Source organism: Polaromonas aquatica (assembly GCF_042659145.1).
Classification (GTDB): Bacteria; Pseudomonadota; Gammaproteobacteria; order Burkholderiales; family Burkholderiaceae_C; genus Polaromonas; species Polaromonas aquatica.
In genome coordinates this window covers 86,080-104,809 of the sequence record NZ_JBHSRS010000081.1, presented here as the reverse complement: position 1 = coordinate 104,809, position 18,730 = coordinate 86,080, and the positions used below count along the sequence as shown (strand labels likewise).

General features: G+C 61.2%; 15 protein-coding genes. 5 read left to right on the top strand and 10 right to left on the bottom strand.

Annotation, left to right across the window (positions count from 1 at the left end):
• The first annotated feature begins 43 nt into the window (after positions 1–43).
• Positions 44–454, top strand: a complete 411-nt coding sequence (locus ACFQND_RS17280; protein WP_371435260.1) for a DoxX family protein — start codon at positions 44–46, stop codon at positions 452–454.
• Between the two features lie 124 nt (positions 455–578).
• Here the strand turns inward: ACFQND_RS17280 and soxA are convergent, their stop codons facing one another.
• The 6 genes from soxA to ACFQND_RS17250 are packed head-to-tail and all read right to left on the bottom strand — an operon-like array spanning position 579 to position 5,350.
• Positions 579–1,379, bottom strand: coding sequence for a sulfur oxidation c-type cytochrome SoxA (gene soxA / locus ACFQND_RS17275; RefSeq protein ID WP_371435261.1), 801 nt, complete (start codon positions 1,377–1,379; stop codon positions 579–581).
• The gene (gene soxZ, locus ACFQND_RS17270) at positions 1,376–1,699 is read right to left on the bottom strand and encodes a thiosulfate oxidation carrier complex protein SoxZ (RefSeq protein WP_371435262.1); all 324 of its coding nucleotides are present in this window, start codon (positions 1,697–1,699) and stop codon (positions 1,376–1,378) included. Before soxZ ends, soxA begins: the two co-directional genes overlap by 4 nt.
• On the bottom strand, positions 1,699–2,172 hold the full coding sequence (locus tag ACFQND_RS17265) for a SoxY-related AACIE arm protein (RefSeq protein ID WP_371435263.1): 474 nt from the start codon (positions 2,170–2,172) through the stop codon (positions 1,699–1,701). Before ACFQND_RS17265 ends, soxZ begins: the two co-directional genes overlap by 1 nt.
• A 3-nt stretch (positions 2,173–2,175) precedes the next feature.
• Entirely contained in the window at positions 2,176–2,640 is a 465-nt protein-coding gene (gene soxX, locus ACFQND_RS17260) for a sulfur oxidation c-type cytochrome SoxX (RefSeq protein WP_371435264.1), read from the bottom strand.
• Positions 2,637–4,850 (bottom strand): xanthine dehydrogenase family protein molybdopterin-binding subunit, encoded by a 2,214-nt coding sequence (locus ACFQND_RS17255; protein WP_371435265.1) that lies wholly within the window; start codon positions 4,848–4,850, stop codon positions 2,637–2,639. Before ACFQND_RS17255 ends, soxX begins: the two co-directional genes overlap by 4 nt.
• Positions 4,847–5,350, bottom strand: a complete 504-nt coding sequence (locus ACFQND_RS17250) for a (2Fe-2S)-binding protein (RefSeq protein WP_371435266.1) — start codon at positions 5,348–5,350, stop codon at positions 4,847–4,849. Before ACFQND_RS17250 ends, ACFQND_RS17255 begins: the two co-directional genes overlap by 4 nt.
• 883 nt (positions 5,351–6,233) lie before the next feature.
• On the opposite strand from ACFQND_RS17250, the gene ACFQND_RS17245 reads away from it, so the two are divergent.
• Both ACFQND_RS17245 and ACFQND_RS17240 read left to right on the top strand, forming a co-directional pair.
• Positions 6,234–7,940: a ShlB/FhaC/HecB family hemolysin secretion/activation protein gene (locus ACFQND_RS17245; RefSeq protein ID WP_371435267.1), complete on the top strand. Its 1,707-nt coding sequence runs from the start codon at positions 6,234–6,236 to the stop codon at positions 7,938–7,940.
• A 44-nt stretch (positions 7,941–7,984) separates the two neighbouring features.
• Complete coding sequence (locus tag ACFQND_RS17240) at positions 7,985–12,637, top strand: beta strand repeat-containing protein (RefSeq protein WP_371435268.1); 4,653 nt, start codon at positions 7,985–7,987, stop codon at positions 12,635–12,637.
• Between the two features lie 63 nt (positions 12,638–12,700).
• Here ACFQND_RS17240 and ACFQND_RS17235 read toward each other — a convergent pair whose 3' ends face one another.
• Positions 12,701–13,339: a C40 family peptidase gene (locus ACFQND_RS17235; RefSeq protein WP_371435269.1), complete on the bottom strand. Its 639-nt coding sequence runs from the start codon at positions 13,337–13,339 to the stop codon at positions 12,701–12,703.
• Positions 13,340–13,552: 213 nt separating this feature from the next.
• Here ACFQND_RS17235 and ACFQND_RS17230 point away from each other — a divergent pair, with 213 nt between their 5' ends.
• Entirely contained in the window at positions 13,553–14,728 is a 1,176-nt protein-coding gene (locus ACFQND_RS17230) for a PQQ-dependent sugar dehydrogenase (RefSeq protein WP_371435270.1), read from the top strand.
• A gap of 9 nt (positions 14,729–14,737) precedes the next feature.
• Here ACFQND_RS17230 and ACFQND_RS17225 read toward each other — a convergent pair whose 3' ends face one another.
• Entirely contained in the window at positions 14,738–15,415 is a 678-nt protein-coding gene (locus tag ACFQND_RS17225) for a LysE family translocator (protein ID WP_371435271.1), read from the bottom strand.
• Between the two features lie 38 nt (positions 15,416–15,453).
• Positions 15,454–15,822, bottom strand: a complete 369-nt coding sequence (locus ACFQND_RS17220) for a hypothetical protein (protein ID WP_371435272.1) — start codon at positions 15,820–15,822, stop codon at positions 15,454–15,456.
• Between the two features lie 174 nt (positions 15,823–15,996).
• Between ACFQND_RS17220 and ACFQND_RS17215 the strand changes: the two genes are divergently transcribed.
• A complete protein-coding gene (locus ACFQND_RS17215) occupies positions 15,997–17,457 on the top strand; it encodes an aminotransferase-like domain-containing protein (RefSeq protein WP_371435273.1) in 1,461 nt (486 codons plus the stop codon).
• 1 nt (position 17,458) lies between these two features.
• On the opposite strand, the gene ACFQND_RS17210 is transcribed toward ACFQND_RS17215, so the two are convergent.
• On the bottom strand, positions 17,459–18,604 hold the full coding sequence (locus ACFQND_RS17210; protein WP_371435274.1) for a GGDEF domain-containing protein: 1,146 nt from the start codon (positions 18,602–18,604) through the stop codon (positions 17,459–17,461).
• Between the last annotated feature and the right edge of the window lie 126 nt (positions 18,605–18,730).

Below are 18,730 nucleotides of genomic sequence, written 5' to 3'. Positions count from 1 at the left end.
GTACGTGTATGCCTGTAGTTAAAAGCAATAAGAAGGAGACGCCATGTTGAACAACCTGATGCTGCAATACAACGACGTACTGATTCTGCTGGCACGCGTGCTGCTGATGGCGCTTTTCCTGGTGAGTGGCTGGAAAAAACTGACGAATTTTTCCGGCACGACGGTGTACATGGCCTCCACCGGTGCGCCTATGCCCAGGCTGTCTACAGTCGTTGCGATTGCTATGGAGTTTTTTGCCGGCATCGCGCTGATTCTTGGCGTGTGGACCCGGCCATTGGCCTTGCTGTATGCCGCCTTTACCCTTGCGACGGCGTTGATGGGCCATCACTTCTGGACCATGTCGGGCGCGGAGCGTGAGGCGAACAAGGTCAATTTCCTCAAGAACCTCAGCATCATGGGCGGGTTGATCCTGCTCGCGGTCACCGGTCCGGGCAAGTACGCGCTATGGCCTTGAAAAACAGGACTGCAGGCCAAGTTGCGCGCGGATTATCAGGAAAAAAGCCGCTTGGCCCTATAGAAATAGGCGCAAGCGGCTATTGAATTTATAGCGTTGATGAGCCGTGAACGTGGCGGGGAGTTCAGGGCCTGACGCCCGGTGTCTCCATCGGCATGCCGCTGGCTCGTGCGGCCAGGTAGAGTTCCAGTTCGACCAGCTCCTGAGCACCATAGGCAAAAGGTTCGGCGCGTACGCCGTTCATGCAGCCGCGCAGGCGGCGCTGCAGCGATCCCAGCGCCTGCCATTCGAGCCGGTAAATAGGGTAGCCGGTGGAGTGGGCTTGTGGAATCAAGCTGCTGCCCAAACGCTGGCCGGCATGGTCATCATGGCATTGTGCGCAGGACAGGTTGAGTTGCCCCATGCGTTGTGTAAAGAGCTGCTGGCCTCGCTGGCGAAACGGCTCCAGCCTGCCGTCTGCGGGCGGCGCCAGGGGCATGCCGCGCGACTGCAGCGCCACATAACTTTCGAGGCTCAGCAACTCCTGGCTTTCTGCGCGCAGCGGTTCTGCCTGCTGGTGTTGCTGCCGACAGATGTTGATGCGCTGGCTCAGGGAGACAGGCCGTTTGAGCGCATCATCAAAAGCCGGGTAGCGCGCAGCCACGCCCTTCATGCTGCTGGCCGCCGTTGCATGGCAGCTGACGCAGGCCTTGCCGCTCAGTCCTGCGGGTTTTTGCCACAGCGCTTCTCCGTCCTTGACCCACAGCATGCCGGGATTGAGTGCGTCGTCCTTTTGCATCGCCTGCGTGGATGGACCCATGAACTCGAAACCCGAGCGGCGCGGGTCCCTGGCCGGCGAGCTTTGCGCGTCGGCCCCGGCTGCTTGCTGACTGCTTGCGATGATGGCAAGCGCCAGCAGAAAAACGCGTCCCCGTAGAGCTTTCATGCCGTGACGGTGATGCTGACTGTTTCGGTTTGCGAAAAACCGTTGTCACCTTCCCAGTTCAGCACCAGCGTGCCGCTTTCCGTTGCGACAGTGTAAAAAGCCAGGTAAGGGTTGGCAGATACGGCCGAAAACAGCTCGGCACCAAAAACCTGTTCACCGTTGTATTTGCAGGTAAAGGTCTGGATGATGTTGCGCGGCAGGGTCTTGCCGTCATCGCCCGGGCGAAAACCGGTTTCCATCGGATGGCCGATGGTGGCGCGGATCTCCATGACTTCACCGCGTTTGGCGGTAGCAGGTATGTGTATCAGTGTGCGTGCCATCAGGCTTCACCTTCAATGCATGCAACTACGGTAACGATCACATCGACCGTGTGCGACCAGTAGCTGCCATCGCTCATTTGTGCAATGGCCACGAGCTTTTGCGTCGCAGCCAGGCGTATGCGGGTTGACACGCTGGCCTTGCCGGAGCGCGGGCCGAGTGCAAAGCGCGCCACATCGCGCTGCGGATTTTTTTCGTTGAAGATGGCGATGCTTTTGACATGGTCTGCGGCGGTCATGGGGCTTTCTGCCGTCACGGTGACGGGCACCACGTTGCCGTTGTCGACCAGTTCGGCAATGTCCAGCTTGACCCTGCCTGCGCGTACCTGTGTGTGGCCCGTGTAGTTTGCAATGGCAACCTCCAGGTCGCCGACCGCGGCACCAGCTGGTCGCAGCACGACAAATGCAGCGATACCGGCAGCACCGCCGAGCAATTGGCGCCGTGTTGGTGAAGCGGTGTGGGGCGTGGGGTGCATGGCTCAGTTCTTTAAGGTTTGCAGGAAGGCAACAACATCTTCAAGCTCTTGTGCAGACATGACCGGTTTGCCTTGCCATGCGGGCGCAACCCGCGCAAGCCCATCAATGCGGTAATAGGCCGGCATGATGGTTTGCGGATTAAAACGTTTTGCGTCGGCAAGGCGCAGCCGCAACTGGCCGGCCGACCAGCGTGATCCCGCACCTGCAAGGTCGGGCGCCAGGTTGCCCTGAAAGCGCTCCTCTGGGAAAGGCCCTGTATGGCACAGCAGGCACAGGCCAGCCTGGCGGTTGGCAACCAGCGCCCGGCCGCGTACTGCATCGCCGGGCATGCGGGTCAACGACTCGGGTATGGCATCGCCGACAACCTGGAAGGGCTGCAGCGCGGTGGCTGGCTGTGCCGGGGCAATCAACGGGGTCATGCTCAGACAAACACCCGCAGTGATGGCCAGGCACAGCCTTGCTGTCATGCCTTTTTGAGACTTTGGTCTTTGAGCGGCATGTCGCGGATGCGTTTGCCGGTTGCCGCATAGATGGCGTTGAGCACGGCCGGTGCTGCCACGGCAATCGTCGGTTCACCGACACCGCCCCAGAAGCCGCCCGATGCCGCGATGACGGTCTCCACCTTGGGCATTTCGTCCATCTTCAGCATCTGGTAGGTGTTGAAGTTTTCCTGCTCGATCTGGCCGTCCTTCACGGTGCATTCGCCGTAGAGCGCGCCTGAAAGGCCATAAACAAAGGAACCCTCAACCTGCGCCTCGATCTGCTGCGGATTGACTGCATGACCGCAATCAGTCGCCGCCACGATGCGGTGCACTGTCAGCTTGCCTTCGTCGCTCACCGACACCTCGGCCACCGCGGCCACATAGCTGCCAAAGCCCATGATCTGCGCAATGCCCTGGAAGTGCCCCTTCTCCAGCGGCTTGCCCCAGCCGGCCCGCTCTGCGGCGGCGTTCAGCACGGCGAGGTGCTTGGGGTTCTTGCTCATCATCTTGCGGCGGAACTCCAGCGGGTCCTGTTTGGTCGCGAGCGCGATCTCGTCCATGAATGATTCAAGGTAGATCGCGTTCTGGTTCAGGTTGACGCCGCGCCAGAAGCCAGGCGGCACATGCGTGTTGCGCATGGAGTGGTCAATCAGCAGGTTGGGAAAGCTGTAGCCGATGGCACCTTCCGCACCGCCCGCATTGAGCCCCATGAACACGGCCGGGTCCTTGCCGTTCACCACCGCTTGTGGAATGACGCTGGCAAGGATGGACTGGCCTGAAATCCGCATGTGCAGGCCGGTGACGTTGCCCTGCGCATCCAGTCCGGCTGTCAGCTTGCATTGGGTGACCGGGTGGTAGCGGCCCTGGGTCATGTCTTCTTCTCGTGTCCAGAGCAACTTGATCGGCGTGCCCGGCATTTGCTTGGCGATGCGCACGGCCTGTGTGATGTAGTCGGTCATGCTGCGGCGGCCAAAACCGCCGCCCAGGTGCATGCGGTAGACGTCGCACTGGTTTTGCTTGAGCTCGGCGGCTTCGGAACAGGCGGCCAGTGCGGCTTCGGCGTTCTGCGTCGGCGCCCAGACTTCACAGCGCGTTGGCGTCCACCTGGCGGTGGCGTTCATCGGCTCCATCGTCGCATGGTTCTGGAAAGGGTAGGAGTAAACCGCCTCAATCTTGCGTGCGCTGGCTGCGATGGCGGCCGGTGCATCCCCGTTGCTTGTGCCGACGGCGGCGCCGGACGCATCCAGTCCGGCTTTCAGGATGGCTGCAATGCTTTCGCTGGAGACCTTTTCGCCGGGGCCCTTGTCCCAGACGACGGGCATCGCTGCAAGTGCGCTTTTGGCGCGCCACCAGGTGTCTGCAACCACGGCAACCGCGCTGTCGCCCACACGCATGACCTTTTTTATGCCGGGGCGCTTTTCAATCGCTGCAGCGTCGAAGCTCTTGAGCTTGCCGCCGAACACCGGGCATTCCTTGATGGCTGCATTGAGCATGCCGGGCATCATGATGTCGGCGCCGTAAACCTGTTTGCCGGTCACCTTGTCGACGGTGTCCAGGCGGGCCAGGCGCTTGCCGGCGATCTTCCAGGTCTTCGGGTCCTTGAGCTTGACGGTTGCCGCGTCCGGCAGAGGCAATTTGCCAGCTGCAACCGCCACCTTGCCGTAGCTCGTCTTGCGGCCGCTGGCGCCATGCGTGATGATGCCGTTGGAAACACTGCACTGGTCTGCAGGAACCTTCCAGCCATCGGCGGCGGCCTGGACCAGCATCATGCGGGCGGTGGCGCCGCCTTTGCGCATGTAGTCTTCCGACTGGCGCACACCGCGGCTGCCCACGGTGCCGAAGTCACCCCACACGCGTTTGCGTGCCAGGCTCTGGCCGGGGGTGGGGTATTCGGTTTTGACTTTTGCCCAGTTGCAATCGAGCTCCTCGGCGACCAGCTGCGCCAGGCCCGTCAAGGTGCCCTGGCCCATTTCAACCCGGCCGATGCGGATGATGACGGTCTCGTCGGGCTTGACGACAACCCATGCATTGATCTCCTCGGGCAGCGGCGCAGCGGCGTCCTGCGCGAGCGCCGATGTGGCAAATGGAACGTGAAACGCCACCACCAGGCCGGCCGTTGCTGAACTGCCGAGGAAACTCCTGCGCGAAATTTTTGCGGCGCGTGGGGCGCTGGGGGTTGAAGTAACGGCGTTCATGACAGGCTCCCGTCAGCGTGCGTGATGGCGAGGCCGGCGCTTTTGGTGTTGCCGCCCTGAGCCACAGACTTGATGGCTGCGCGTATCCGGTTGTAGGTGCCGCAGCGGCAGATGTTGGTCATGCTTTCGTTGATCTGCGCGTCGGTCGGATTTGGTGTGCTCTTGAGCAGTGCTGCGGCGGCCATGATCATGCCGCACTGGCAATAGCCGCATTGCGGCACGTCGAGTGCAACCCAGGCTTTTTGAACAGGGTGCGAGCCGTTGGGCGACAGGCCTTCAATGGTGACGATTTTTTCTGTCGGGCTGACGGTCGATGCAGGCCGCACACAACTGCGCGTGGGGACGCCGTCAATGTGCACCGTGCAGGCACCGCACTGGGCAACACCACAACCGTATTTGGTGCCTGTAAGGCCCAGTTGCTCCCGAATCACCCAGAGCAGAGGGGTGTCTTCCTCCGCCTCGAAATCCCGTACTTTGCCATTGACGTTCAGTTTTGCCATGCCTGTCTCCTTGTGTTTTTGAATGACGCTTGACCTGAAAGATCAGAAGGCATGGTAGCGCTCCGGTTGCGCAAATGCACCCGAAATTTTTGTTTCCGGCCAATGTTGTGACCGGGGTGTGGTCAAGAGCGAAAAGGCAGCCCCTGGGGGTGGAAAAATTTCGGGTAAACCCTTGTTGTGAAAGTCTTCACGCGGCTGTTGACAGTTGTCTGCGTGGGCCGTCCATGCTCAGGCAGGGCTGTCTGCCATGGCGAGCATTTTGCTGTGCCATGCCGCTGCCGAAAAACGTTCGCGCAGCTGCACCCGTGAGGCCTGCACCATGGGCGGCGAGCTGTATTTGCCAGCAGTTCTGCAAACATGGCGGGCATGTCGTTGGGCTCCGCCTCGTGGGGCCTTGTGCATCTCTTCCGAGCAGAACGGCCCATGTTCGCGGGCCGCACAGTCAGACAGGGTATCGAGATGGATGTGGATACTCAAATCGGCAGCTGCTTTCTCCGCGTTTCAGGGGATCGCATGAACGGGTTAAGCCAAAATTTCCCCCTACCAGATTTTTTTGAAACAAAAAGAAACTTAAAACAAGCTGCCGTGAATGTTTGGCTGGTATTTTTTTAAGAAAAAAGATAGGCCACTTTTCTAAAAGCTGTTCTATTTTTAATTATTAATCACCAAATTGACCGGTAAGGCGCGTGCCAAGGCTGAATTTCCAATTGTCTTTAAATGTAAATTGGAATACCGCCACTTTCCATTTTTGCAACAAGTTTCATAATTTATTACTGAAGTTGAATTGACAAAAGTCATTTGTTTGCTGAATTGAATTGGTGGTTTGTTGTTCAATTTCCCGGCAAGCATTTCATCAACCGTGATGGTTTATCAGGATAAGGCAATGAAGCGTGCTAATGGTGTGGGGTTCCGGCTTCCTGGCTGTACGCTGCTTGTTGTATTGGCGGCGTTCGGCACACCGCCCTCCTTTGCGCAGCCTGTGCCGTCCACGATAGATCCAGGGCGCCTGCGTGAGAGGTTCGATTTCCAGCCCGAGCCCGGTCGCACGCTGGAACAGCCGGAGACGAAGAAAGCTCCGCGTGAAGTGCTGCCTGATTCGATGAGGTCGATTCGGGTGACGCTGAAGGCCATCCGCATCGAAAGCGCCACTGTGCTGCCAGCCGGGGTTTTGCAGGCCAGGGCAGACAGCTACACCGGGCGTGAGATTTCGGGCAGCGACATCCAGGAGCTGGCATCGTCGCTTACGGCGATGTACCGCAATGCGGGCTACATTCTTTCTCTGGTGGTCGTTCCCCCGCAGTCACTGGAGGACGGCACGCTTACGCTGCATGTTGTTGAAGGCTATATCGACCGTGTGACTGTTCAGGCCGAAGAGGGCGTCAGCGCCCATGTCAGGGCCAGGCTGGCTGAGGTCGGCGAGAAAATCCGGGCGTCGCGGCCTGTTGAAGCGGCCGTGCTTGAACGCTATTTGCTGATCGCCAATGATTTTCCCGGCATTGGACTGCGCAGTGTGCTGGCACCGTCGCAAGCGCCCGGCGCGGCCGATCTCACGCTGGTCGCCTCGATCAAAAAAGTGGAGGGCTTTGCGTCCCTTGACAACTATGGCTCCAGGTACCTCGGGCCCAACCAGATCAGTGCCGGTGTGATCGGCAACCAGTTGCTGGGGGTCAACGACCAATGGCGTTTTATCGGGGTGGGTACCGGCAATTCCAAAATGGCCTTTGGGCAGCTCTCCTATAGCCAGGTGCTCAATGCGGAAGGCCTCAAGCTGTCTGCGGCCGTGTCCAGTGCGCGCACACAACCGGGCGATGTGCTCAGGCTGTTTGATGTCCGAGGCAATGCCGACACGGTCTCGCTGGGTGTGAGTTACCCGCTACTGCGAACGCGCAACCAGAGCCTGAGCGCACGCGCCGTGTATGACCATTCCGATGTGCACACCGACGTGCTGGGCACCCGCGTCATTGAAGACCGGATACGGGCCCTGCGCCTGGGCTTGAGCTGGCGCGTGCTGGACCGCTTCGACGGGCAGAACGCACTGGATGTGGATTTCAGCCAGGGGCTGGGCGGCACACAGGCGTCGGACCTGCTCAAGAGCCGGGCAGGGGCCAAAGGGATTTTCAACAAACTCACGTTTGACTATGAACGTTCGCAGCCGCTTGGGGCCAATGTTGGGCTCACCATGGGCGTGGGAGGGCAATGGGCGAATACGCCGCTGCTGTCTTCAGAGCAATACGCGCTGGGGGGGCGTCGCTTCGGGCGTGCCTATGAGCCTGCCGAGTTTGTGGGCGAACGCGCGCTGGCATTCCGCGTGGAGCCGCGCTATCTGGGCGCATTGAGCATGCCGGGATTCCGCTCGTACCAGCTTTTCGGTTTTTACGACATCGGCAAGGTCTGGAGAGTCGGCAGCCCGACACCCGGCATACCTGACAGCCAGAGCCTGGCCTCAGCCGGTTTTGGCATGCGCCTGTTTCTCGACAAAAACGTGTTTGTGGTGGTTGAAGCGGCCTGGCCGCTGACAAAAGCGGTCGCCAGCTACCCGGGCAATGGCAAGGATGCCCGCCTGCTGGGCTCGGTGGCATTCCGGTTCTGAAATATCTGTTTCAGGTGCATGCGCGCCAAACGAAGGGGTGACCCATGATTCAAGCAAGCCAACCTGTCCCAGGCACCTCCCGTATCGGCGGGGGGCCTGCCGTGTTCATGCTCAAGGCGCTTCCGGCCGCCATGGTGCTGGTGTTCTCTACGCCCGGTTGGGCCATTGACGGCGCGGCAGGCCTTCCGCAAAACGGCGTGGTGTTCTCGGGGGCGGCAACGGGCTCGGTGTCCGGCAACCAGTTGACCATCAACCAGGCCACGGCACGGGCGGTGGTGGATTGGGCTTCATTCAATATCGATGCCGGCAAGGCGGTGCTGTTCGTGCAGCCCAATGCGGCGTCGGCAATGCTCAACCGCGTGACGGGGGATGCCAATCCGTCGCAAATACTCGGCAGCCTGTCGGCCAACGGCACGGTGATGCTGATGAACCCCAACGGGGTGATGTTCGGGCAGGGAGCCGTGGTGAATGTGGGTTCGCTGATTGCCACGACGGGCAATATCGACGTGAACAACTTCATCAATACCGGCGGCGCAGTGATTACCGGCGCTGTCGGCAGTATCGGCAACCAGGGCGCCATCACCGCACAAAATGCCGGCCTGGTGGCGCTGGTAGCGCCATCGGTCACCAACCAGGGCAGTATTGCAGCCATTGGCGGAAAAATTGCCCTCGCAGGCTCGACGGCTGCAACGGTTTCGCTCAATGGCGGGCTCTATGAGTTCGCCATACCTGCTGGCGCGGTGGGCACGGCCGTGTCCAATGCAGCGGGTGCCAGCCTTGACGCCGCGAACCTGCTGCTGGGCGTGGGTGATGCTGCCAATTTGCTTTCCGGCGTGATCAACCTGGAAGGCGTGCAGCAGGCCAGCAATGCGATTGTTGTCAACGGCGACACCGTTGTGCTCAGGTCTGCGTTGCAGGCGTCCAGCGTCAATGGCAGCTCCAATACGGTAAACGTGTCCGGCGCAGCGCGCATCCAGGATGGCGTGAACATTGCAAAATCAGGCGGAGCGGTCAATGTCGCCGCAGGCACTTATGTCCAGCCAGGCACGTTGAAGATCAACAAAAGCCTGACCTTGAGCGGTGCAGGGGAGGGCGCAACAATCATTGACGCCCAGGGTGTCACCAACTACGGCATGCAGGTCACAGGCGACAACGTGACGCTGAAGGACTTCACGCTGTATGGCCCCAGCGCCAACGTCTCTGCCTCCTACGGCATCAAGGTTGCGCCGTCGGGTGGCACTTCGGCACGCCTGCGCGATTTTTCGATCAGCAACGTGACGATTCGCGGCTCGGGCCGGGCCGAGCTGGACCTCAATGGTGTGGTCGGCGCGGTGATAGACCATGTGACTGCCGACGGCGCGCCGGTGGGCAATCCTGCTGGCAGCACCGCTGGCGCGGGCATACAGGTGACCGACAGCGCCAACGTTACCGTTAGCAATTCGACCACCCGCAACAACGAGTGGGGTGGTCTGGCGCTGTACCAGTCCAACCGTTTCCATGACCAGCAGGTCAGCAACATCACGGTTGCAGCCAACAACAGCTTCACCGAGCGCAACCCGGTCTACATGCAGGACGAGTCGGCCAGCCGCGATTTCGGCGCGCTGAGCATTGCAGGGTTTGACTATGCGGTGCGCAACAGTTCTTCGGCCAACGGCAACCTTCAGTACACCTGGCTGCAGGCGTCCCAACAAAATGCGTTTGACTTTGCGGTCAACCTCGGAGCCGCTGCTTCGAGTTATGTGCAGGGCTGGAACGGCGCGGTCACGACGCAGAACTTCCAGGTCGGCACCGGCAACCTGCTGGCTGGCGGCTCCCAGGCCATGTCGATAGGTTCCGCCGTCGGCGCGGCGGGGACGGGCGCGGCGGTGGATGTCTATGCGGGCACATACGCGGAGCAACTGGTGCTCAACAAGACCGGACTCACGCTGACCGGGCATGACGGGGCGAAGCTGGTGGTGCCGGATGCGGCAGATGTCAACGGGATTACGGTCACCGCCAACGACGTGAAGGTGACCGGCATGGAGATCGCCGGGCCGGTCACCCAGTCTTACCTCAGCTACCCATGGGGCAACAACATCAGCCGCGGTATTGTGGTGAGAAACGGCGTCACCAACTTTACCCTCGGCAACAACAATATCCACGATCTACGCACCGGCATCCTGATTGATGGCCGCAATACCGGCAGCGTGACGGGCAACCGCATTGAAAACACCAAGAGCGGCATTTCAGTGCAGTACACGGATGGCACGGGCATCGCCATATCCGGGAACAGCCAGGGTCCCATCGGCAACGAGTGGGGGTTGAACCTGCACCTGAACGGACACATGGTTGGGGCCAACCCCAACCCTGTCTCCAACAGTACGCCCATCGCCGCCGCTCCGACCCTGTCGGCGCAGCAGGGCCTGCTGGACCTGAGCGAGGCCAACGGCGGCTGGTCGGTGCAGGACCTGGGCTACACCTCGTCCAATCGCACCCATGTGAATGTTGCCGCAGGCGGTTCATCGAGCGCCCAGGGCAGCGCGTTGACGCCCATCAACACAATTCAGGGCGGGGTCAATGCGGTTGTTGCGGGCGGCTTTGTCAGCGTCGCCGCTGGCGACTATTCTGAAAACGTCACCATCGCCAAGGCCTTGACCCTGGACGGAGCAGGCGTCGGCCAGACCATTTTGAGGGCACCATCGTCAACCACCGGCAACGCGGTCAGCATCAATGCGTCTGACGTCACGCTGTCTGACCTGTCTATCAATGACTCACTGTATGGGGTGCAGATGCAGGGTACCTCCAACAATGTGACGATTGACCGCGTTGCCTTCAACAACAACCAGTACGGCGTTCGTAATGGAACGCAGGTCAAGGCTGACAACTTCCGCATGCTCAACAGCACCATCACGGGGGGATTGGTGGGTTTCCAGACCTACAACAGCTACAACGCAGGTACCGGCCTGGCAAATGGCTCCTTCAAAAATGCGCTGTTCGAAAACGTCACTGTCGACGGGACGAGCTTCAAGGGTTTCTACTTTGAAACGGCGGACAACCTCACGATGAGAAATGTCACTGTCGCCAATGCCGGCAACGTGGGCGATCCCACGTCGCACGCATTCGGCGCAGGCATCGATGTCAATCTCAAGTACGACGCCTTCAGCAGCCTGACTTTCGACAATGTCGTGGTCAGGAACTCGGGCTACAGTTCCGGCACGGGCAACGGGGTCGCGATGGTCGTCAAGACGCGTGGCATTCCCGGTGACGGCACGGACTACACCCGCTCACCAGCCAGCCTGCAGTCCGTGAATATCATAGGCGGCAGCATTGAAGATTCCACCGGCACTGGCTTGCGCATTGAAACCCTGAGCAATGGTCATGGCGGTCAGCCTGCCGTGACGATTGGCGGTGGCACGCAATTCAGGAACAACGCCACCGATATCGCGGTCGACCAGACCGACGTGGATGCGAGTGGCGCCGTGTTTGTTGGTGCGGCCGATGGTTTTGCGATCGAGGACCGCGTGACCCATGCGCTGGACAGCGCAGGCCGCGGTCTGGTGACCTGGACGCCTGGAAACGTCTACGTCACCCAATCCAGCGGCAGCATCCAGCGCGGCGCCGACGCGTTGTCTGCCGGGGGCACGGTCAACGTGGCAGCCGGGACCTATGCCGAGGATGTCACGCTGGGCAATCGTTACAGGCTCCTGTTCAACGATACGACGCTGCGCAGCCTGACACTTGACGCAGGCGCGGCCGGATCCGGCCTTGGCGGCAAGGTCACTGCAAACGGGGCGGGTGGTTTCCTGTTCAATGCTGCGGTCAATCTGCTCGCTGACACGACGCTGGCAACCACCGGTGCAGACATCACGCTCAACGGGGATATCCAGAACGCCGGCGCCACAGCTTATGGGCTTGGTCTGATCGCCGGCACGGGCGGCACCCGGGGCAATGTCCATATGGTGTCCGGCGGCACGGAAGGCAACGCACTCGGCCAGTTCGACGTGTCGTCCAACAAATTCAGCCTGCTCCGCACCCTGTGGGTCAAGGGTTATGGCATCAACGCGCTCGGCGATGTGGCGCTGAGCAACCATACCCTGCGCGGCCAGGATGCCGGGGCGGCCAATTCTCTGAATGCAGGCGGCAATGTGACGGGCTCGACCATAAGCCTGGGCAATGTGGCCATTACCAGTGGTGGAGACATACTGGCCAACATCAGCGGCAGCAACGTCGTCGTGCAGGCCCAGGGCAATGTGAATGTGGTTGTGACGGCCAGCAACTCGGCATCGCTTGCCGGTAACGCCGTGGTGGCGAATGTTGCTGCGCCGGTCGTTGCTGTGGCGGCCGTGGGCGATGCGCAAATCTCCGGCTCGTCACCACAAATCACGGTCAATGCAGCCAGCGGCAGCGTCAGCGGCAATTTTGGGCAAGTCAGCAACACGGGTGGCGGGCTGGTCAATGTGAATGGCAAGCCCCAGGGCAGCCAGCAGTTATCGGCCAATTCCGAGAACAACCGCGTGATTCCCGCAGGCAATACCCTTGTCGACAACGCAGGGGCCGAGGGGGTCCAGCTGGCACAAGCTGGCGGTTTGCCGGGTCAGGGCGATGTGGTCATCCATCGCAGTTCACCCGGCGCTGCGGGCGACGCGCTGGACAATGGGCAGGCGGTGGAACTTGACCTGTCGCCGCGCAACGCGCAGGACAAAGCGGACGGGGAGTGAGGACAGGAAACTACGGGATTAACGGCGGATGTTGCCAGCCGCGAGGCGGCTGCCGTTCAGCGTTCAGTACTGCTGCTGGGCCGTCGTCAGCTGCGGCGTGGCGCCCTGTACGGCCTGCGCATTTGCCGATGCCGCTTGTGGGGCTGCACGGCCCTCCTGGGGAGTAACGCGGCGGGCACCGTCAAAGCGGCGGTTCCAGTAGGAAACGGACATGCTTTCAACCCGCACTTCTGCGCCGGGTTTGGGCGAGTGGATGAATTTGCCGTCGCCTATATAAATACCCACATGGCTGAAGGCCCGCCGCATGGTGTTGAAGAACACCAGGTCGCCGGGTTGCAGCTCGGTTTTATCGATGTTCTGGGTTGCAGCGGCCTGTTGTTCGGCCTTTCGCGGCAGCAGCAGGCCTACGCTTTGTTCATAGATGGCGCGCACAAAACCGCTGCAGTCAAAGCCGGTTTCCACATTGTTGCCACCCCGTTTGTAGGGCACGCCCAGAAAGCCCATGGCATTGACGACCAGTTCGGAGGCCTTGCTGCCGACGGATTGGCGAACCTGGTCAATTTGGGTCAGCAGGCCCTTGTCGGCCAGCAGTTTGTCCAGGTCGTCGCCCGAGTTGGCCGGGGCTGCGTGTACGCTGGCTGCAAACAACATGGCAGAAGCCAAGGCAAGCAGCGGGGCCGACATCTGAGCATTTAAACGCATGGCCCGCAGGATACTTGAAGGTGTGGTCCTACGTCAACCTTATGTTGTTTCTTGATGATTGATATAAACCATTGATTTGTAACGATTTAATGCCAAAAGCCATTTTTTGCCTGATGGCGGGGCATGCCGTGCCGTGGGATAGTTGGTCTTGAGCTGTCTTTTCCTGATGAGGCCATCCTGATGCTGTTGATACCTTCATTTAGAGTGAGAAAAATGCCTGCAGCCCTATGGGTGAGAGCGCAGCAAGCTATTCTTTTTATAGCAATTGCACTGTTTGACCAGCTCGCCCGGGCGCAGCCTGTGCGCCCGGAAACCGTCGCGACGGGCCTGCAAAACCCCTGGAGCCTGGCTTTTTTGCCGGATGGACACTTTTTGGTAACAGAGCGGCCCGGTCGCCTCCGGGTGGTGGCAGCGGACGGCAGGCTGGGGCCGCCTGTGACGGGTTTGCCCGAAATCGCCGCCGGTGGACAGGGCGGCTTGCTGGATGTGCTGCTGGATGCTGATTTTGTCCATAACCGCAGCCTGTATTTCTGTTTTTCCGAACCCGCACCGGCTGGAGCCGCTGGCAACGGAGCCAACAGCACGGCGCTGGCGCGTGCCAGGCTCAGCGCTGACCAAACCAGGCTGGAAGACGTAAAAATCATTTTCAGCCAGAAACCCAAGGTGGCCAGTTCGGCGCATTTCGGCTGCCGCATTGTTGAAAGCCGTGGCCCGGGCGCCAATGGGCGGCCCGATGGCAAGCTGTTCCTGGCGCTGGGCGAGCGTTTCTCGCGCAAGGAGGACGCGCAAAACCTTGACAACCACCACGGCAAGATTGTCCGCATCAACAAGGACGGTTCTGTGCCCGGCGACAACCCTTTCGTCCACTGGGCCGGGGTCTTGCCGGAAATCTGGAGCTACGGCCACCGCAACCCGCAGGGCGCAACCCTGGCGCCAGATGGAACCTTGTGGATGCACGAGCATGGACCGCAGGGCGGGGACGAAATCAACCTTCCCAGGGCCGGTGCCAACTATGGCTGGCCGGTGATTACCTATGGAGAGAACTACGGCGGCGGCAAGATTGGCGAGGGCCTCACTGCGAAAGCCGGCATGGAGCAACCCCTGCATTACTGGGTCCCGTCGATTGCGCCCTCGGGCATGGCCTTCCTGACCAGCGAGCGTTACGGCCGGGCGTGGCGGGGAAACCTGTTTGTGGGCTCACTCAAGTTTGCGTACCTGGATCGTATTGAGCTGTCCGAACCCTTTGGCGGCAAGGTGGTTCGCGAAAGCAAGCTGCTGGCCGAGGTGGGTGAGCGCGTTCGCGATGTCAGGCAGGGCCCTGATGGCTTGCTTTATGTGTTGACCGACAGCAGCAACGGCAAACTGATACGGCTGCTGCCAGGCAATTGATTGAATTTACTACTGAAGCCATGGCAGCCGGCAGGGCATCGTGTGAGCTGGTTCAGGCCGGATTTTCAGGCGCAGCAGGCTCAGCCCCAGCAGGCCAAATGCGCCGCCGCATATGCGGTTGAACAGGCGGACCCGCTGGGCCGTACCGAACCAGCGGTGGGTATGCCTTGTCAGCAGCACGTAGGCGATGTGGGCTGCCAGCACGCAGGCGGCGAAGACACTGGTCAGTGCCAGGAATTGCAGCAGCATGGGCGCTTGCGGGTGAATGAACTGGGGAAACAGGGCGGTAAAAAACAGGATGCTTTTGGGGTTTGTCAGTGCCACCAGCAGGCCTTGCCGGAACAGGACGCTGTTGGTTTTTTCGGGCTGTTCCCCGGTCGGCAGGGGCTTGTCAAACATCGACGTTTTGCTGGTCCACTGCCGGTACCCGAGGTAGACGAGGTACACCGCACCCAGGGTCTTGAGCAGCGCAAACAGCCAGGCCGAGGTATGCAGCAAGGTGCCCAGGCCCGCCATTGCCGCGCCGGACACCGCAAACACGCCCAGCACATTGCCCGCCGAGCTGCACAGCGTTTTGCGCGGGCCCCAGGCGACGGCGTTGGAGACGGCCAGCAAAATGCCCGGGCCGGGGCTGAATGCGGTGACCAGCGAAATGGTGATGAACAAAAGCCAGGCGGAGATGGTCATGGATGTGGATTGGAAATCGCAAACGGCAGCAATGGAATTTACCCCAGTGAGGCCGTTTTTGCACGGCGCAGCCGGATACCCGCGATTTGGAGATAGCGCTTGAGAAGCGTCCTAGCCGCCTCGCGCCACACCTGCGATAAAGCCTGTTTGGGGTATATCAGGCAAACGGCTTCCGTGCGCGGGCCTGCTTTCAGGGTGATCCAGCCGTCCTGAGCGATCACGTGCGCTTGTCCGGGCTCCAGCCTGGTGCAGGGGCTAAAGACCAGCTCGCCAAGCCAGAGCGGCGTGCCTGTCACGGTCAGGGCACCCGAGCTGTGGATTAGCGTGCTACCTGCTGTGACCTGCAAGAGCCGGGATTTGCCGGCACCAAGCTGGATGGTGGTCTGAGGATCAGGGTGGTTTTGCATGGGAGGCTCCATTCCGTAAGGGATGCCTTTAGGTTACGCAGGCCGCCGGTTTCCCGACAGAGGCAGTCAACACCTTTCTGTATCGGTACAGATGGCATTAAATGCATCTGTTATGGTTCGATTCCAGCTCATCTGTGGCTGTGTCGCGACTCTTCAGTCAGGGATCATTGAGCTATGGACACGCAACCGCTTTACCTCAGGCTTTCGGGCCATTACCGTCAGGCCATACAGTCGGGCGTGTTGCTGCCCGGCCAGCGCATGCCCTCGGTCCGGGCACTGACCCGGCTGCACCGGGTCAGTCTGTCGACGGCCGTGGAGGCCTGTCACACCCTGGAGGACGAGGGCCTGCTGGAGGCCAGACCCCGTTCAGGCTACTTTGTACTCAGGCGCCGCCGGGTGGATATCCAGCCGCCCAGCGAGCCCGACGCCGGCCGCAAGCTCGACCCGGCGCAGTATGTCGGCATCCATGACCGGGTTTCGGACTTCGTCGCCAAATGCGAGTTCTACCCGCTGCTCACCAACCTTGCCGGCACCTACGGCTCGCCGGAAATGTACCCCGCTGAAGCCCTGAAGAACGCAGCTACCCGTGCCTTGCGCAAACATTCCCAGTTGCTGGTCAGTGCACCTGACATGCGGAGCGATTCGCCCCTGAATGCCGTGCTGGCCAGGCGGGCGCTGGACGCCGGCATGCGGCTGTCGGCAGAAGACATCCTGGTGACGCACGGCTGTATAGAGGCGCTGAATGTCGCGCTGCGCGCGGTGGCCCAACCGGGCGACACCGTCGCCGTCGAGTCGCCGACCTACCACGGGCTGCTGCAGATACTGGAAAGCCTGGGCCTGCGCGCGCTGGAGATTCCCACCAGCCCCCAGACTGGTCTTTCCGTGGAAGCTCTGGAGCTGGCCTTCCGTACGCACGACAGGATACGGGCCGTGGTGGTCATGCCCAATTTCCACAACCCGCTGGGCAGCGTGATGCCCGATCCTGAAAAAGAAAAGCTTGTCGCGCTGTGCGAGCGCCAGCAGGTGGCGCTGATTGAGGACGACACCTACGGCGCATTGGGCCGTGACGACATTCCCCTGAAAGCGGCCAAGGCCTGGGACAAACCCGGCAATGACGGCAACGTTATTTATTGCGCATCGCTGCGCAAAACGCTGGCGCCCGGGCTGCGCCTGGGCTGGGTGGCCGGCGGTCGCTGGCAGGCCCGCATCCAGATGCTCAAGTACACACAGAGCCGCGCCAACGAGGCGCTGGCCCAGTTCACCGTGGCCGAATTCATGGCGTCCAGCGCCTATGACCGCCACATGGCCCGCTTGCGCCGCCAGCTTACCGGCCAGCGCGAGCAGATGGCCGAAGCGATCGCTGCGCACTTTCCGGCGGGCACCCGGCTGTCGGTGCCCGGCGGCAGCATGCTGCTGTGGGTCGAGTTGCCGCCCGGCACTTCTGCGCAGGCCGTGTTTGATGCTGCGATACAGCAGGGCATACGGGTCGCGCCGGGGTCGATGTTTTCCAATTCCAGCCGGTTTGACCACTTTCTGCGCATCAGTTGCGGGTTTCCGTTTTCCGGCGCTGTGGATGAGGCGCTTCGCAAACTGGCCGCCATCGTCGCGCAAAACGCCCCTCGGCCGGCGGCCTGATTCACACGCCCTGTTTGCCCCGGATGCGCGGCAGCATGCGGATGCGGCTGGAGTCGTGGTGGTCGGCCATCTCTTGCAGGGCCTCTTCGAGCTTGCGCAGGACGGCGGGCGACTGGATATCCGCCCTGTCAATCTCGACAAGGGCAATCTGGAGCTGCAACTCCGAGCCTGTCAGTCCCCATTCACCTGCGCGCAGGCCGTTGGCCAGTACCCTGGTAGCGAGGTCATTGGCCGTCCCTTCGGCAATGCCTTCCACCATGACGCCAAAACAATTGCCCGTCAGGCGCGCCGCGGAATCATGTGAGCGCAGCGTGCCTGCGATCGCGCGCGATGCGGCGAGGACCACGCGCTCGCTGTTGTCCAGCCCCTGTTCGGCAACGACCTCTTCAATATTGTCAACACGGATCAGCATCAGTGCGCAGGCATAACCCAGGTTGTGTGAGCGCACGATGGCGCCGTCGACGCGGTCAAAGAACACCCTTGGCATGGCCAGGCCGGTGAGCGGGTCCACGCGTTCGCGGGCCTCGACGCGCAGGGCATTTTCTGCCCGCAAGCGGCTGAACCAGACCATGCCAAGATAGATCGAGATGGCGAATACCGCCAGCGCTGCCAGGCTGCCGACGTGGGGATTAATTTGCCCGAGCCCCGGCACCGCAGACCGCCACAACAGGTGCTGGGCCAGCAGTGCCAGTTGCCCGAAAGCCATCCAGGCAATCCAGGGCCTGCTCTGGTTCCAGGCGCGGAAAATATACCAGCCGGTGACGGCCGCCCAGGGCGGCAGCAACAGGCCGAGCAGGCCCGCCGAGAACGGCAAAAAGACCAGTGCAATGCCAACGAGGGGGATGAGTGAGAAAGACAGCGCCTGCAGCACGATGGCCGGCAGCCGCAAGGCCCCGGAAGATCCTGCGGCCACGCACAGCGCCCGGGCTGCGAACGCCAGTTGGGCGACCCAGAGCATTGCAGACAGTTGAGGGCTGCTCTCACTCAGGCCCTGTGCCGGCAGCGCCGCAGCCAGCGCGCCTGCGTGCCACCACAGCATGCGCTCTGTGTAGGCATAGCCTATGAGCAGGCTGAGCAGCAGCACCAGAACGCAGATGCCCCCAAAAGCACCACTGAGGTAAATGGAAAGATGCGAAATATCCGGCATCAGACAAAGCCCCTTGAGGCTGTGCGTGTTGCAACAGCTGGTATGGTGGCAACCAGGCGCGCTTTCATTTTTCGGCGGGTGCGCCGGCCGGCCTGGGTAATGTGGGGATGCAAGGGCTGATGATCT

Coding starts and splice junctions, on each gene's coding strand:
- ACFQND_RS17225 (WP_371435271.1), bottom strand. CDS start 15,415: ATGACCATCTCCGCCTGGCTTTTGTTCATCACCATTTCGCTGGTCACC.
- soxA (WP_371435261.1), bottom strand. CDS start 1,379: ATGAAAGCTCTACGGGGACGCGTTTTTCTGCTGGCGCTTGCCATCATC.
- ACFQND_RS17245 (WP_371435267.1), top strand. CDS start 6,234: ATGAAGCGTGCTAATGGTGTGGGGTTCCGGCTTCCTGGCTGTACGCTG.
- ACFQND_RS17265 (WP_371435263.1), bottom strand. CDS start 2,172: ATGCACCCCACGCCCCACACCGCTTCACCAACACGGCGCCAATTGCTC.
- ACFQND_RS17230 (WP_371435270.1), top strand. CDS start 13,553: ATGCCTGCAGCCCTATGGGTGAGAGCGCAGCAAGCTATTCTTTTTATA.
- ACFQND_RS17210 (WP_371435274.1), bottom strand. CDS start 18,604: ATGCCGGATATTTCGCATCTTTCCATTTACCTCAGTGGTGCTTTTGGG.
- ACFQND_RS17215 (WP_371435273.1), top strand. CDS start 15,997: ATGGACACGCAACCGCTTTACCTCAGGCTTTCGGGCCATTACCGTCAG.
- ACFQND_RS17235 (WP_371435269.1), bottom strand. CDS start 13,339: ATGCGTTTAAATGCTCAGATGTCGGCCCCGCTGCTTGCCTTGGCTTCT.
- soxX (WP_371435264.1), bottom strand. CDS start 2,640: ATGACAGCAAGGCTGTGCCTGGCCATCACTGCGGGTGTTTGTCTGAGC.
- soxZ (WP_371435262.1), bottom strand. CDS start 1,699: ATGGCACGCACACTGATACACATACCTGCTACCGCCAAACGCGGTGAA.
- ACFQND_RS17240 (WP_371435268.1), top strand. CDS start 7,985: ATGATTCAAGCAAGCCAACCTGTCCCAGGCACCTCCCGTATCGGCGGG.
- ACFQND_RS17220 (WP_371435272.1), bottom strand. CDS start 15,822: ATGCAAAACCACCCTGATCCTCAGACCACCATCCAGCTTGGTGCCGGC.
- ACFQND_RS17255 (WP_371435265.1), bottom strand. CDS start 4,850: ATGAACGCCGTTACTTCAACCCCCAGCGCCCCACGCGCCGCAAAAATT.
- ACFQND_RS17280 (WP_371435260.1), top strand. CDS start 44: ATGTTGAACAACCTGATGCTGCAATACAACGACGTACTGATTCTGCTG.
- ACFQND_RS17250 (WP_371435266.1), bottom strand. CDS start 5,350: ATGGCAAAACTGAACGTCAATGGCAAAGTACGGGATTTCGAGGCGGAG.